Below are 15,191 nucleotides of genomic sequence, written 5' to 3' on the forward strand. Positions count from 1 at the left end.
AATAACTCACCAAGAGGACTTGAATCCCGGCCCGCAATAAGAGAACGGTGCTTGGCTGAGCGTGCAAGGTCAGCCGCCGTCCAATCGCTTGACGATTGCGGAATCATGCGGATTTTGTAAAAAATCCGCATTTTCTGTCAACATTGTTGTTTCTTTCGGTGTATTACCTCGCGGCATCCGTCGCGATATCGCTCGTCATGCCTTGCCGCACGCCGACGTCGAAGCTGGCAACGATTTCATCTTCGTCATCGACCTCTACCGTCACGCTGCCATTCAGCTCGACGCGGGCGACGTAGGTCTTTATGCCGCAGGCGCCGTTCAGCGATTGCCCCGTCCTCAAATCGAACATCCAGTCGTGCAGCGGGCAGACCAACGAGTGACCGCCGAGCAATCCATCGGCCAGGGGCCCCGTCCGATGCGGGCAACTGGCTTGGGTGGCGTAGACGGCGCCCTCGCGGGTCCGGAAAACGGCGACGCGGCGGTCGCCGAGCTTGAAGGTGCGGCCTTCACCGGTGGGAAGGCCCGCCAGGGGTCCCAGATTGAAGCTATCGGCCATGGCTCAACCCTCCGCTGGTACGAGTGACGTGAATTGGTTGGGGGTGGCGGGCTGCTGGCCCTCCAGCCAGGGGTCGCGATAGGCGTCGATCGACTGCTGAATCGACTTGTCCAGCCGGTCGCCGATGCCCTCGCTGTCGTCGATCACGATCGACTTGATCTTAGCGAGCCCGACCCGCTCGACATAGCTGTAGGTCCGCTCTTTCCACTTGGCCGTCTCGCGGTAGTACTGCATGAAACGGCCCATCACCTGGAGCGCCTCGTCGTGGCTCCCGACCACGCAGAGCAGGTCGCCCTTGCGGATGTGCGCTCCCGCGGCGCCGCCGATGTAGATCTCCCACTTGTCATCGCCGATCGCGACCGCGCCGATGTCCTTGACATAGGCTTCGGAGCAATTGCGCGGGCATCCCGCCGTCGCGAGCTTCAGCTTGCCGGGGCTGTCGATGCCGCGGAAGCGGCGCTCGATCTTGGTCGCCAGCGCCATGCTGTCGCCCAGGCCGAAGCGGCAGTGATCGGTGCCGATGCACGACTTGCAGGTGCGGTAGCTCTTGCCCCAGGCGTGGCCCGCCGGCATGCCCAGCTCCTTCCAGACACCCGGCAGGTCGTCACGCGGCACGCCCACCAGATCGATGCGCTGGCCGCCGGTCAGCTTGACCAGGGGGATCTTGTATTTGACCGCCACATCCGCGATCCGCTTCAACTCGTCCGGGGTGCAGACGCCGCCGGGCATCTCGGGCACGACCGAGAAGGTGCCGTCCTTCTGGATGTTGCCGTGCATGCGGTCGTTGATGAAACGGGCGTCGCGCTCGTCCTCGTACTCGCCCTTCCAGACGGTGGAGAGCAGGTTCGCGAGGCCGGGCTTGCTGCTGGGGTCCTCCTTGCCGCCCGCCAGCACCTTGAAGACCGAGGACACCGACCGGAGGTCGTTGGCGACGATCGCGTCGATCAGGTCCGTCGTCGACAGCGGCACGCCGGGCACGTAATAGTGGATCGAGGGATCCTCCTCGGCCTCGCCGCCGCAGAAGAAATCGACGAGTTCGTTGATCAGGCCCTTGCACGAGCCGCAGCCCATGCCGCCGCGCGTCGCCTTCATCACCGCCGAGGCGTTCCTAGCACCCCCGGCGACGCAGGCGCCGATGGCGGCCTTGGTGACGCCGTTGCAGTTGCAGACCTGCGCCTCGCCCGGCATCTCCTCCAGCGTCACCTTCTCCGCCGGGGCGCCGATGTCGAACAGCAGCGACAGCCGTTCCTCCGGCAAGGGGGTGTCGCGGTCGAACGCCTGCATCAGATAGGCCGCCTTGCTGATGTCCCCCATGAGGATGCCGCCGACCAGACGGCCGTCGCGGACGATCAGCTTCTTGTAGGTGCCGCGCTTGGGCTCGGTGAACTGGACGACCTCGTCGCGCTCCTCGGTCGGCTCGGTGATGCCCATGGCCGCGACCTCGACGCCCATCACCTTCAGCTTGGTCGCCAGCTTGGAGCCATGATAGGCGGCTTGGCGGTTGCGGCCGGTGATGTGCTCGGCCAACACCTTCGCCTGATCCCACAGCGGCGCCACCAGCCCATAGACCCGCCCGCGGTGCTGGGCGCACTCGCCCACGACATAGACGTCGGGGTCGTCGATCGAGCGCATGTGGTCGTCGACCACGATCGCCCGCTCCACCGTCAGGCCGCAGCGCATGCCGATCTCGGCGTTGGGCCGGATGCCGGCGGAGACGACGATCAGGTCGCACTCGACCGTGGTGCCGTCCTTGAAGGCAAGGCCGGTGATGCCACGCTCGTCGCCCAGCACCGCCGTGGTGGACTTGTGTAGATGGACCTCGACGCCCATCGCCTCCATCGCGGAACGCAGCATGGCGCCGGCCGGGCCGTCGAGCTGCTGTTCCATCAGGTGCTTGCCGATATGGATCACGTGGACTTTGCAGCCGTGGTTGATCAGGCCACGCGCCGCCTCCAGCCCGAGCAGGCCACCGCCGATAACCGCCGCTTGGCGGCTCTCCTTGGCCTTGGCGATGATGCCGTCGCAGTCGTCCAGCGTGCGGAAAGCGTAGACACCGTGGCGGAGCTGGCCGTCGGCCCCCGTCATGCCCTCGACCGGCGGGATGAAGGCGCGGCTGCCCGTCGCGATCATCAGGTGGTCATAGGAGACGTGGACGCCGGCGGCGGACCGCACCGTCTTGGCGGCGCGGTCGATATCGGTCACGGGAGATCCCGCGTGCAGAGTGATGCCGTTGTCGCGGTACCAGTCCAGCGGGTTCATCACGATGTCGGCGGGGTACTGGCTGCCGTTCAGGACGTTGGACAGCAGGATGCGGTTGTAGTTGCCATATGGCTCGTCGCCGAACATCGTGATGTCGAACATGTCGGCGCCGCCGCGGGCGAGCACTTCCTCCACCGCGCGGGCGCCCGCCATGCCGTTGCCGATCACGACCAGTTTACGCTTGCCCATGGTTCACTCCAGGGAAGTTGGCTATAGGAAAGAGGTCGGGAGGTATGGACGGCCTCAAATCTCGATCAGGCCGATGTCGAGCACGAGCGTGCCGCCCTTGCCCTCGGGTGCCGCCAGGAAGACCTCCAGCTTGGTGTCGGGGAACAGGTCCTCGACCACGGCCAGCGGGACATGGACGCCGGCCTGGGCGCCAACCGGGAAATAGCGCATCGGCGCGCCGTTCTTGGTCAGGACCAGATAAACCATCTCGTCCAATGAGTTGCCGGCCCTGAGGTAGATCAACTGGGTGCGCTTGTCGGATGGCACGGTGTAGGCCAGGGCCGGATCGACCTCCGTCGGGCGGGACAGGCCGCGCCCTTCGAACTCGAAGACGCCGTTGAGAAAGCGGGGGGTTGAATCCATCATGTCCGGTTACTCCAAGAGTCGTTGCCAGTTGGTCTTCGATTATGGGGTTCAGTGCCTCAAGGTAGCGTCCGCCCGCTCGACGCGGACGGCGCAAACCTTGAATTCCGGAATGCGGGAGACGGGATCGAGGGCGGGGTTGGTCAGCAGGTTGGCGCAGCCCTCGCCGCCCCAGTGGAACGGCACGAAGACCGTATCCATCCGGATGGTGGTGACGAGACGGGCGGTGAGCGTGGCGTCACCGCGCCGGGTGACCAGACGCACCCTGTCGCCATTCCGGATGCCGTGGTTGCGGGCCATGCCAGGGTGGATCTCGACGAAAGCGCCGGGCTCAGCGTCGGTCAGGGCGGCGACGCGGCGGGTCTGCGCGCCGGATTGGTACTGCGACAGCACCCGGCCGGTGGTCAGGTAGAGCGGATAGAACTGGTCGGGCTCCTCGGCGGAGGCGCGGTGATTGACCGGGTTGAAGCGCGCCTTGCCGTTGGGGGTAGGGAAGCTCTCGGCGAACAGCCGGGGCGTTCCCGCGTGCCCGGTGTCCGGACAGGGCCAGAAGACGCCATCCTCAGTCGCGACCCGTTCCCAGGTGATGCCGGCGTAGTCGGCGACACCGCCGGCGCTGGCCCGGCGCAACTCCTCGAAGACCGCGCGCGGGTCGTCGGAAAAGTAAGCTCCGCGGCCGAGCCGGTCGGCGATGGCCTTGATCACCTGGAGATCGGTCCGGACGCCATCCGGCTGGCAGGTGGCGCGGCGCCGCAGTTGGACCCGGCCTTCCATATTGGTCATGGTACCCTCCTCCTCCGCCCATTGGGAGATGGGCAGGACGATGTCGGCCATGGCCGCCGTTTCCGACAGGAAGATGTCCGACACCACCAGCAGGTCGAGTGCCCGCAATCCGCGCTGGACGCGGCTGACATCCGGGGCGGAGACGGCGATGTTGCTGGCCATCACCAGCAGCACCCGGATGCTCGGAAGCTCCGGATCGGCGCGGCCCAGCGCCGCAAGCAACTCGCAGGCCGACAGGCCGGGCATCGGCAGGCTGCTCTCCTCGACGCCCCAGATGGCGGCGGCGTGGGCGCGGTGTTCCGGATTGTCGAGCTTGCGGTAGCCGGGAAGCTGGTCGGCCTTCTGGCCGTGCTCGCGCCCACCCTGGCCATTGCCCTGCCCCGTCAAGGTGCCGAACCCCCCATGGGGCTTGCCGACCTGCCCCAGGGCCAGTGCCAGATTGATGAAGGACAGGGTGTTGTCGACACCGCTGCTCTGCTGTTCCGGCCCGCGCGCGGTCAGGATCATGACCGATTTGGCGGTGCCCAGCATGCGGGCGGCCTCGGTGATCCGGGTGGCGGGAATGCCGGTGATGCGCTCGACCCGGTCGGGCCAATAGGCCGCGACCGTGCGGCGGACCTCGTCGAACCCGGTGGTGCGCCGGGCGATGTAGTCGAGGTCGAGATGGCCTTGCTGGATCAGGACATTGAGCAGGCCGTTGCCGAGCGCCCCGTCGGTGCCCGGCGTGATCTGGAGATGCAGGGAGGCCAGCGCAGCGGTGGGCGTCAGGCGCGGATCGACCACAATAAGGCGGCCGCCACGCCGCTTCTGTTCCTCGAAGTACTGCATCATGACCGGCAGCGATTCCGCCGGATTGCCGCCGACCAGCAGGATGACGTCGGCCTTTTCGATGTCCTCCAGCGGGAACGGCAAGCCCCGGTCGAGACCGAACGCCTTGATCCCGGCCGCCGCGGCCGACGCCATGCAGAAGCGGCCGTTGTAGTCGATGTTGGGAGTGCCCAGTCCGACGCGGGCGAACTTGCCCAGCGCGTAGGACTTCTCGTTGGTCATCCCGCCACCGCCGAACACGCCGACGGCGGCGGGACCGTGGGCCTCCTGGGTGGCGCGGATGGTGCCGGCGATCCTGTCCAGCGCCGCGTCCCACAACACGGGCCGCAAAGGTCCATCCTTGCGGTCGCGCATCAGGGGCGTGGTCAGTCGTTCCGGGGACGTCAGCAGGTCCGCCGCCGTCCAGCCCTTGCGGCACAACCCGCCCCGGTTGGTTGGGAAATCGCGGGAATGGACGGTCAATCGCGGGCCGTCGGCCGTCTCCTCCCGGACCAGGGTCATGCCGCATTGGAAGGCGCAATAGGGACAGTGGGTCTCCGTCCGCGATTCCATGATGCCGTCAGATCCCGGCATTTCATCAAACCTTGGCGGCGGTCATGTGGGCGGCGCCCCATGTCGTACGCCAGCGCTTCTTGACGCCGGTCAGGCCCAGGAAGGCGATGATCGCCAGCATTGCGAAGACCAGGAAGCCCGCTTGGTAATCGCCGAACCACTGCTTCGACAGGCCCAGGCTCGATGCCAGGTAGAAGCCGCCGATGCCGCCGGACATGCCGACCAAGCCGGTCATGACCCCAATCTCGCGCCGGAAGCGTTGCGGCACCAGTTGAAAGACGGCGCCGTTGCCCATGCCCAGGGCCTGCATGGCGCAGCCGAACACGATCAGAGCGAGCCACGCGTTGGGCAGGCCGAAGCTGACGATGATCAGGAAGAACGCCGCTATGGCGTACATGATGCTGAGCGAGCGGATGCCGCCGATCCTGTCGGCGAGATAGCCGCCAACCGGCCTCATCACGGAACCGAGGAAGACGCAGGCGGCCGTGAAATAGCCAGCCTCGACGGCGCCGAGGCCATAGACATCGTTGAAGTAGATGGTCAGCGATGACGCCAAGCCGACGAAGCCGCCGAACGTCACACTGTAGAAAAACATGAACCACCATGCGTCGCCGGCCTTTAGAACGGCCAAGTATTCCTTGAGCGACTTGGGAGGCGGCGCGTCCGGGCTGTCCTTCGCCATGATGATGAAAGCGATGAAGGCGATGCCGAGCGGGATCAAGGCCAACCCGAACACGCTGTTCCAGCCGTACCACGCGGCGAGCGACGGCGCGAACAGGGCGGCGAAGACGGTCCCGGAATTGCCGGCTCCCGCGATGCCCAGCGCCGTTCCCTGATGCTCGGGCGGATACCAGCGCGACGCCAGCGGCAAGGCGACGGCGAAGGACGCTCCGGCTACCCCCAGGAAGAGCGCCAGCAGCATGACCTGCCAAAGGGCCGAGAGCTGGATCAGCCACGCCACGCCGAGGGCGGCGATGACCAGGATCTGGCCGATGACGCCGGTCAGCTTGGGCCCGAGACGATCGACCATGAGCCCCATGACGACGCGCAGGAGGGCCCCGGCGAGCACGGGCGTCGCGACCATCAGGCCCTTTTCGGCCGCGCTGAGCGATAGGGTCTGGGAGATTTGGACGCCGAGTGGGCCGAGCAGCACCCACACCATGAAACTGACGTCGAAATATAGGAACGAGGCGAAAAGGGTCGGTGGATGACCCGCTTTCCAGAAACTGGATTGCATGTAGCTCCTTCCCGAATGATTCCCACGGACTTGGTGATGGCGCTATGAACCATAAAATTGAGCATTCTTTTGTTTCCGCAGTATCCGTTAGAACCTTGGCAACCCCCGTGCCAACTTGTTGGGTACTAGCGCGATGGTACTGGTTATTTGTGCGGCATATCACTTCAGGCCCAAGTTGGGACGGTGATTTTCCCGCGAGGAAGGGCTAGACGAGGATCTTCCGAATTATGGAAAGCCGATGATACGACGCCGCCCGGCATGGAGCCATGCCGGGCGGCGGTGATCGCTTGAAACGCAGGCGGTTGGCTCGGTGGTGGGTGCCCGCTCTTTACTCAACCTGCCGCTTTGTCGACACTGTGACCAATCGTTGTGCGATCAGCCCTGGAAACCCGAGAATTTGGGTTGAACGGATGTCGGTGCCGCCGCTTCCGGATCGTCGCGGTCGGCGTCCTCGCTTTCTGGCGCGATATCGGCGATGGCGTGGTGATCCAGGCGTTTCGCCTCCTCGATCAGTTCGGCGGCCTCGCCTGGCTTCTTACTTTTCGCCTTTTCCAGACCCTCGCGAGCCATTTCATGGGCTTGATCCTCATTGTCCTCAGCGATGGCGGCATCCTTTTACGGAATGAATTATGAATCGGGACGTCATGGGGGGAACGGGAGACGGTCACCCTCGTTCCGACGACTTGACAGACGAACTGGCCGCAGCGCGCCATCGCGTCCTATACTGGCGCGCGATCCACCATGCCCCAGTCGAACATTCGGGAAAGTAGCCAAGCATGCAGGAGCATCCGTTCGCCGAATACACCAGGGCGCTGTGCAAGGACCCGAAGCTGTTCCACGATCTGGAGGAGCACGAGGCGGAAGCCGCCATTGCGATGGTCCTGCGCGGCGAGGTCGATCCAATCCAGCTTGGCGCTTTCCTGCTGCTGCTGCTGAGGCGCAAGGGCGAGACCGGGGCGGAACTGGCTGGCTTCGTCCGCGCCGCCAAATCCGTGCTGGCGATACCCGACGACGCAATGGTTCCCGACCTGAACTGGCCGTCTTACGCCGACCGCCATTGCCAGCAGCCGTGGTTCGTCCTGTCGACGCTGTTGCTGGCGTCTGAAGGCATCAAGGTGCTGATGCACGGGATCGAAGGCCACGCCTCCACCCCGGCGGCCCTGGCGCGGCTTGGCATCCATCCCTGCGGCTCGCTGACAGAGGCGGCCGGCCAACTGCGAAGCTCCAACTTCGCCTATATCCGCTTGCGGGACTTCTGCCCGGAGCTTGAGCGGCTGTTCCAGCTTCGACCGCTGCTCGGCGTGCGGACGGCGGTCAACAATATTTCCCGCGACATCAACCCGCTGGGGGGGCCAGCGCAGATCCAAAGCGTCTTCCATCCGCCCTATCGCCCGTTGCATCAGGAGATCGCGATCCGCCTGGGCCAGCCGCACGTCGCCATCTTCAAAGGCATCGGCGGCGAGGCGCAACGCTCCCCCCTGAAGGAATGCACGGTCGCGACCGTGATCGACGGCGAGGCGGCGGAGGAGTTCAGGGCTCCCCGGCTGGCCGAGCGGATGGAGACGACATACCAATGGCGGGCGGAGGACCTGGACTTGCGCCACCCAGCATCGCTGTGGGCCGGCGAGCTGGATAACCCGATCGCCGAGCAGGCGGTGATCGCCACGGCGGCGGGTCAGGCTGAAGGCGGTCGGCCGGGCCGACAAGATCGAGCGGGCGGAGGAGATGGCCGAGGCCTTGTGGCGCTCCCGCCCGCTGACGCGGTTCCACCAGTGACGGGTCGCTTGACGTCGGCATGACCGAGGCGCGCGCGACCGGCATCAAGATCCAGTTCGGCATCGCGTCGGAACAGGGCCGGCGCCCGCGCAACGAGGATTACGCGGGGCTGTACCAGGGCACGCCGGCGCAGCGCGCCCGCCGGGGCATCGTGGCGGCTGTCGCAGATGGCGTCGGCGGAGCCAAAGGCGGCAGGGTCGCGGCGGAACTGGCCGTCAGGACCTTCATCGACGGGTATCACGCCCAACCAGAGACGATCGGCGTCCAGCACGCCGCCGCCGCGTCGATCGACGCCTATAACGGCTGGCTCCACCAGCTCGGCCAGACCGACGCGGCGCTGGAGAACGCGGCCTGCACCTTCACCGCGCTGATCCTGCTGGGGCGCAAGGCCCATGTCCTGCATGTCGGCGACAGCCGCGCCTATCGGCTGAGGGATGACCGGCTGGACTTGCTGACCGAGGATCACACGCTGAGGCATCCGGACCTTCGGCATGTCCTGTTCCGCGCCATCGGCATCGAGCGGACGGTCCGGCTGGACCACGCAGTCGAGGCGTTGAAGCCGCATGACCGCTTCCTGCTGTGCTCAGACGGCGTCCATGGCGGTCTTGGCGACCGCCGCCTGAGGGAGTTGCTGTCGCGCCGCCTGGTGGCGGAGGAGACGGCTCGCGAGATCGCCGCCGCGGCGTTGGACGCCGGCAGCGCCGACAACGTGACCGCTCTCGTCATCGATGTCGTCAGCCTGCCCCCGGTCGAGCACGCGGAGTTGGAACTGGCGATCACGGCGCTGCCGGTACGCGACCCGGCGCCGAGATCGGGCGAGACGGTGGACGGTTTCCAACTCGACGGCGTGCTGTCCGACGGACGCTACAGCAGGCTGTTCCGCGCGGTGGACACCCTCAACGGCGACCGCGAGATCGTGGTCAAGTTCCCGCAGCCGACCGTCACGGAGGAGACTACGTATCACTTGGCGTTCCTGCGCGAGGCCTGGGTGGCGGCGCGAATCCACAGCCCCTGGATCGGCGAGGTGATCGACATCCCGCCGGAACGCCAGACCCCCCTCTATTCGGTCATGCCGTTCTATGCGGGCGAGACGCTGGAACGGCGCCTGTCGCGGAAACCCCGGCCGAACCTGCGGGAAGGTGTCGAGCTCGCGCTGAAGCTGTGCAAGGCGGTCTCCACCCTGCACCGCGCCGGGATCGTCCACCGCGACATCAAGCCCGACAACGTGATCCTGGAGTCGGGCGGCGGGCTCCGGCTGATCGACCTGGGCGTGGTCCGCCTGCCCCGGATCGAGGAGTTCCCCACCGCCGACATCCCCGGAACGCCCAGCTACATGGCGCCCGAACTGCTGGCGGGGGAGAGCGGCGACGAGGCGAGCGATGTCTACGCCCTCGGCGTCACAGTCTACCGGATGTTCTGCGACCGTTACCCCTATGGCGAGATCGAACCGTTCAGCCGGCCCCGCTTCGGCAAGCCCACTCCCCTGTCGCGTCACCGGCCCGACCTGCCCGGCTGGCTCGACGCCGTGCTGGAGCGCGCCGTCGCGGTGGAGCGTGGCGAGCGCATCGCCGACGCGATCGAGTTGGCGGCGGAGTTGGAGAACGGGCTGTCGCGCGGCGGTCCCGTCAGTCTTCGGAAGCCGACGCTATATGAGCGCGACCCGGTGCGGTTCTGGCAGGTCTTCTCGGTGATCCTGGGATTGACACTGCTGGTTTCACACCTCTAAACGGCATCGTCATATTAACGGGATGGGGTCCGCGTGTTGCAAGGATGAGGGGATGTCGTAAGGGGCGCCTTGTTTCGATGCTCCGGATCCCGCCTTCATGCCGCATAAAGCCAACGCGGCTCGCCGCCACCACATTCCGCAGTCGAAGCGGCGGGTGACGAACTGGGCGGTGTATAACGAGGCGCTGCGGGGCATTGTCACACCCTCGCTGGGCAAGCCTCTCACGAGCAACTTCTGTGCTACTCTCGCTGGAAGAAGGAATATTTTATGCTCCTGAAGTCGCTGCAAAAGACATATTATGTTGCGAGTTGCTCGCACCCCATGTTTATGTGACAATGCCCGAAGCCAAGCAGCCCGCACATGATGGCCACTAGGTCGCCGACCTCGAATTTGTAGGCTCCCACCCCATCGATGTCCACAGCCCTCGGTCTGGCGCGGCGCCAGGTGGAACACAGCGCGCAATGTTTGAGCTATCGTAATCGCGAGGTCCGAGTAGTGGGGCTGACCTCCCAGTGTCGTCCGCGGCGCCGCTTTCCAGGCGGTGATCGCCTCATCCGTGAACCACACGGTCAGACCTACCCGCTGTCGCAGCGCCTCGTCATACGCTGCCCAGTTCGTCACCCGCCACTTCGGCCGTGGAATATGGTGGCGACGATCGGTATTGCATTTATGCGGCATGAAGGACAGATCCGGAGCATCGAAACGGACTTTTCCCTACGCCACCCCGCCCATTCGTGCAACACGCTGGGCTAGGGCCTAGTCGGATAGAGAACGCGGCTGGAGGGCTGAGGCATGTATCCAATCCACGCGACACAGTGTCTCTAGCCCGATCAGTCAGGCCGCGCGGACCTTCGCGAGGAATGCCGTGACCTCCTCACGTAGACCAGACGCCGTGCGGGACAGGTCCTTGGCGCTCGACAGCACACGGGTCGCGGCCAAACCGCCTTCCGCGGCGGCCCCGCTCACCTGAACGATCGCGTCGGACACTTGGGACGTGCCCGCGGAAGCTTGCTGGACGTTGCGTGCGATCTCCTGCGTCGCCACGTCCCGTTCGGCGACCGCCGTGGCGATCTCGGACGCGATCGCGCTGCTTTCGGCGATCACCTCGCCGATCTCCCGGATCGAGTCCACCATGCGTTGGGTGACGTCCTGCACATCCGCGATCTGGGAGGTGATGTCCTCGGTGGCCTTGGCGGTCTGGTTGGCCAGGTTCTTCACCTCCGACGCGACGACGGCGAATCCCTTGCCCGCCTCGCCCGCCCGCGCGGCCTCGATCGTCGCGTTCAGAGCCAGGAGGTTCGTCTGCTGGGCGATGTCGTTGATCAGCTTAACCACTTCCCCGATGTTCCGGGTGGCGGCGACAAGGCCCTCGGTCGTGGCACGCGTCGCCTCGGCGTTGCGGACAGCGCGATTGGAAATCTCCGACGACTGACGAACCTGCGATCCAATGTTGCGGACCGATACCGCCAGTTCCTCGCAGGCGACCGCCACCGTCTCCACGTTGGCGGTCGCCTGTGTGGCCGCCGCGGCGACCGTGCCGGCTTGGTCGTTGGTCTGTTCCAGCGTCCCATTCAGGATACGCGCCGCCGATTCCAGTTCAGACGCGGCTGTGGAGACCAGGCCGACGATGGAGCCGACGCTGCGCTCGAACTGGTCGGCCAGACTGTTCATGGCCCGCCGCTTCTCGGATTCGGCGCGACGCTCGGCTTCCGCCGTCTCCTCCTCCATCCGCTTGGCACGGACCATGTTGTCCTTGAACACCTGCACGGCCTGGATAATGTCGCCGACCTCGTCCTTGCCAGTCGTCTTCGGCAGTTCGGTTGTCAGATCGCCGCCGGCCAAGCGGAGCGTCGTCTCGGTCAGCCGACGCAGGGGTTTGACCGAGTGGATGGACCACCACGCGAGCCCGGAGCCGATGAGAAGCGTCGCGCCGCACAGGGCGAACATCAACATCTGGAAGCGCTGCGCGATCGCACTGGCGTCCGCCGCGACTTTCCGGTTCTCCTCCTCCTGCAGGTCGATGAACCGATTGATCCGGGCAAGCCACTCGACGAACGCCGGACGGGCCTGTCCGACCAGGATATCCCTGGCCTGAGCGGTGTTTCCCACCTGCTGGGCATCGATCACCTTCCGGGTCAGCGGCAGGGTCTTGGCCTCGATCTCCTTGATGCCCGCCAAGATCTCACGCTCCCGGGGCGTGATGTCGCTGCGCGCGAGGAACATCCCGTCGAGCAGATCCGCCGACCGGGCGTAGTCGGCGGACAGCCGATCGATGTTGGCGAGTTCGGACTTGACCTCTCCGCCTTCGGTCAACAACGTGACATCGCGCAAGCTGATCGCCCGATCATGGACGCTGCCTCGGAAATTGATCGCGTATCTTTGTTTGACATTATTGACGTCATTGATCGTCGATAAACGGGTGCTGATGGTGTTCACTTCCTTGACGGCTATCAGCGTCAGGACCATCAGAAGAGCAAGAATGCCGCCGAAGCTGAAAACCAGTCGGATGGCTATCTTTGATTTCTTGAGCGTGCCGAACATGCTCCCCCTCCCAAATTTCAACTTTAAGCACCAAGCCGATTTCACACATCTTCGGACAACCGCGAGGTTTTGCCAGCTTTAATCATAATAGATTAATTATCTCTTTGAAGGGTCGATCAGATCTTGGGGCAAGTTGCGCAACGGGCAGGCGCCTGACCACCATTTGCCGTTTCAGGCGACGGAGATCAGGTCCCGCAGCGGAGCGACACGCTGAACGTGGGTTAGAGCGCCTTAACAAAACCATCTTTCGACGAAGCGGAGGGTGATCAGGGCGGCGGCGAGGTGATGGAAAGCGGCGAAGATATGCAGTCCGCGCTCGTATCGCATGGAGATCCGGCGGAAGCGGGCGAACCAAGCCAAGGTGCGCTCGACCTTCCAGCGATGCAGTCCGAGACGCCCGCCGTCCTCGAGCCACGTCGGGCAATGCGGGGAATGATCCCGCGCTGGCGCACGGCGCGTCGGCATCGGGAAAAGTCGTAAGCCTTGTCGGCGCGCGGCTTGTCGGGACGGCGGCGTGGCCGGCCCGCGCACTGGCGGACCGGTGGGATGGCGTCGACCGTGGGCTCCAGCGACCGGCTGTCGTGGACATTGGCGGCCGACAGGGTCACGGCCAGTGGAACGCCGTTGGCGTCGACGACTATGTGGCGCTTGGAGCCCGGCTTGCCGCGGTCCGTCGGGTTCGGCCCTGTTTCAAGGCCCCCTTTTTGCCGGGACTCTGGAGCTGTCCAGCGCCGCCCGGCTCCAGTCGATCGCGTTGGTCTCGCCCAACCTGTCCAGGAGGACGCGATGCAACTTCTCCCAGACTCCCGTGGCCTGCCAGTCGCGCAGCCGCCGCCAGTAGGTCATCCCGGAGCCGCGGCCCATCTCCCGGGGCGGCATCTCCCAAGGAATGCCGCTCCTCAACACGGACAGGATGCCGGTCAGCGCCGCCCGGTCATCGACCGGCGGCCGACCGCCTTTCGGACGGGGCGGGCGTGACGGCAACAGCGGCGCCACCACCGCCCACACCTCATCGCTGACAAGGGGTTTCGCCATGCCCCTCAGGTAGGCCCAAGAAACCCGTCCATCAAGGTTTTGTTAGGCGCTCTTATCCATGAGCCTGAACGGACGGTCGATCGTTCTCGGCTTTCGTTTGCGTCAAGCCGCACGGGATTGGTTCTCTACCATCGATGTGGGGCCGGGTAGCATAGCATGGCATCGACAAAATAGACGAAAAGGGCGAACTCGACCCCTTGGGGATGAGAATTTTAAACGCCGCACGTTTGCAACCTTAGGTCGACGTCAGGCACTGGGGCGACATCCGGATCTTTCTGGCCGTGGCACGATCCCCCCTTTGGCGGGGTGCCCGAACGCTCAACATCAGCCACCCGACTGTCGGGCGGCGGATTCGTGCGCTCGAGGAAGCGACAGGATATGCGCTCTTCCAACGCACGGCCGCTGGATTTGTCCTGACAAACGAGGGCAACGGCATCGTTGCGTTGGCGGAGCGGATGAAGGAAAGCGCCCTTGTGATGGACGGCGGTTTGCTGGAGAGGAACGGGAAAAGCGGGGGAGCTTGCGCATCTTCTCAGCCTGTTGGTTTGGCGCCTACGTCCTGCCGCCGATTGTGGCCGACTACTCCAGGGTCCATCCTCGCGTGGACGTCGAAATCCTGACGGGCACGCGGCTGTTCAGTCTGGCGCAGCGGGAGGCTGACGTCGCCTTCCGGATCGTTCCCTTCGACACCTCCGATGTCGTGCAACGCAAGCTCATCCGTTTGAACTACGGCGTGTACGTCGCCTCGGACGGTCTCTATCCGGCATACCGTGACGGAGCCGGGTTCCGCCTCATCACGCACGACACCTCGACCGGGAAGTTTCCTGACATAGACTGGCTCATGGAAGCGTTCCCGAATGCCCGACCCGTGTTGCGCTCGAACAATCGCAATGTCCAAGCGCGCATGTGCAGGCAAGGCGGCGGAATCGCCGTCCTGCCGCAGGTCGTCGGCGATCAGGTCGCAGGGTTGCGTCGACGCGCCCTGCCGTCTGAGCCGCCGGGTCGTGACATTTGGATGGGCTACCATCGCGACCTGAAGCACCTCCAGCGTCTCCGGGCCTTCATCGCGACCGTGACAGTCCACATCTCCCACATGCAGGCCTGAATACGCGTGGGAGAGGCGACGCGGATCCGGTCGATCTGCGCTGGGACGTCCGGGAACGCCATGGTGCGCGACATTCGACGCCCCCCCCCCGCTTCCGAACCTGTCGGGTGCCGACGGCTCACGTCCCCGTCTGTCGACCCCAGAAAAATAGGCTGATGCGAGGCGGCGCAGGTCTGCGATCGGAGACCGTTCGTGGCGCGGT

At 65.2% G+C, this 15,191-nt stretch carries 11 protein-coding genes and 2 pseudogenes; 4 read left to right on the top strand and 9 right to left on the bottom strand.

Annotated features, from left to right (window positions below):
* Positions 1 to 163: 163 nt before the first annotated feature.
* The 6 genes from N825_RS33060 to N825_RS33085 all read right to left on the bottom strand — a co-directional run bounded on the left by N825_RS33060 (position 164) and on the right by N825_RS33085 (position 7,376).
* Positions 164 to 556 carry a Rieske (2Fe-2S) protein gene (locus tag N825_RS33060; protein WP_063833981.1) on the bottom strand — a complete coding sequence of 131 codons (393 nt, stop codon included), beginning with the start codon at positions 554 to 556 and terminating at the stop codon, positions 164 to 166.
* 3 nt (positions 557 to 559) lie between these two features.
* A complete protein-coding gene (nirB, locus tag N825_RS33065; protein ID WP_037461159.1) occupies positions 560 to 3,004 on the bottom strand; it encodes a nitrite reductase large subunit NirB in 2,445 nt (814 codons plus the stop codon).
* A gap of 54 nt (positions 3,005 to 3,058) precedes the next feature.
* Positions 3,059 to 3,409: a hypothetical protein gene (locus N825_RS33070; RefSeq protein WP_037461161.1), complete on the bottom strand. Its 351-nt coding sequence runs from the start codon at positions 3,407 to 3,409 to the stop codon at positions 3,059 to 3,061.
* A gap of 48 nt (positions 3,410 to 3,457) precedes the next feature.
* A complete protein-coding gene (locus N825_RS33075; protein ID WP_037461163.1) occupies positions 3,458 to 5,569 on the bottom strand; it encodes a molybdopterin oxidoreductase family protein in 2,112 nt (703 codons plus the stop codon).
* A gap of 25 nt (positions 5,570 to 5,594) precedes the next feature.
* Positions 5,595 to 6,806 carry a nitrate/nitrite transporter gene (locus N825_RS33080; protein ID WP_037461165.1) on the bottom strand — a complete coding sequence of 404 codons (1,212 nt, stop codon included), beginning with the start codon at positions 6,804 to 6,806 and terminating at the stop codon, positions 5,595 to 5,597.
* Between the two features lie 375 nt (positions 6,807 to 7,181).
* Positions 7,182 to 7,376 carry a hypothetical protein gene (locus N825_RS33085; RefSeq protein WP_037461167.1) on the bottom strand — a complete coding sequence of 65 codons (195 nt, stop codon included), beginning with the start codon at positions 7,374 to 7,376 and terminating at the stop codon, positions 7,182 to 7,184.
* 206 nt (positions 7,377 to 7,582) lie between these two features.
* Here N825_RS33085 and N825_RS33090 point away from each other — a divergent pair, with 206 nt between their 5' ends.
* Both N825_RS33090 and N825_RS33095 read left to right on the top strand, forming a co-directional pair.
* The gene (locus tag N825_RS33090) at positions 7,583 to 8,605 is read left to right on the top strand and encodes a glycosyl transferase family protein (protein WP_051513934.1); all 1,023 of its coding nucleotides are present in this window, start codon (positions 7,583 to 7,585) and stop codon (positions 8,603 to 8,605) included.
* The gene (locus N825_RS33095) at positions 8,602 to 10,308 is read left to right on the top strand and encodes a bifunctional protein-serine/threonine kinase/phosphatase (RefSeq protein WP_037461170.1); all 1,707 of its coding nucleotides are present in this window, start codon (positions 8,602 to 8,604) and stop codon (positions 10,306 to 10,308) included. Before N825_RS33090 ends, N825_RS33095 begins: the two co-directional genes overlap by 4 nt.
* A gap of 432 nt (positions 10,309 to 10,740) precedes the next feature.
* On the opposite strand, the pseudogene N825_RS41100 reads toward N825_RS33095, so the two are convergent.
* The 3 genes and pseudogenes from N825_RS41100 to N825_RS38340 all read right to left on the bottom strand — a co-directional run.
* Positions 10,741 to 10,986, bottom strand: a pseudogene (locus tag N825_RS41100) (transposase); the annotation flags it as partial.
* A 156-nt stretch (positions 10,987 to 11,142) separates the two neighbouring features.
* Positions 11,143 to 12,849, bottom strand: coding sequence for a methyl-accepting chemotaxis protein (locus N825_RS33100; protein WP_037461172.1), 1,707 nt, complete (start codon positions 12,847 to 12,849; stop codon positions 11,143 to 11,145).
* Between the two features lie 231 nt (positions 12,850 to 13,080).
* Positions 13,081 to 13,884: pseudogene (locus tag N825_RS38340) on the bottom strand (IS5 family transposase).
* 281 nt (positions 13,885 to 14,165) lie between these two features.
* Here N825_RS38340 and N825_RS40605 point away from each other — a divergent pair.
* On the top strand, positions 14,166 to 14,504 hold the full coding sequence (locus N825_RS40605) for a LysR family transcriptional regulator (protein ID WP_245613304.1): 339 nt from the start codon (positions 14,166 to 14,168) through the stop codon (positions 14,502 to 14,504).
* Positions 14,405 to 14,989: a substrate-binding domain-containing protein gene (locus tag N825_RS33115; protein WP_245613305.1), complete on the top strand. Its 585-nt coding sequence runs from the start codon at positions 14,405 to 14,407 to the stop codon at positions 14,987 to 14,989. Before N825_RS40605 ends, N825_RS33115 begins: the two co-directional genes overlap by 100 nt.
* Positions 14,990 to 15,191 lie beyond the last annotated feature (202 nt).

This window comes from Skermanella stibiiresistens SB22 (assembly GCF_000576635.1).
Lineage (GTDB): Bacteria > Pseudomonadota > Alphaproteobacteria > Azospirillales > Azospirillaceae > Skermanella > Skermanella stibiiresistens.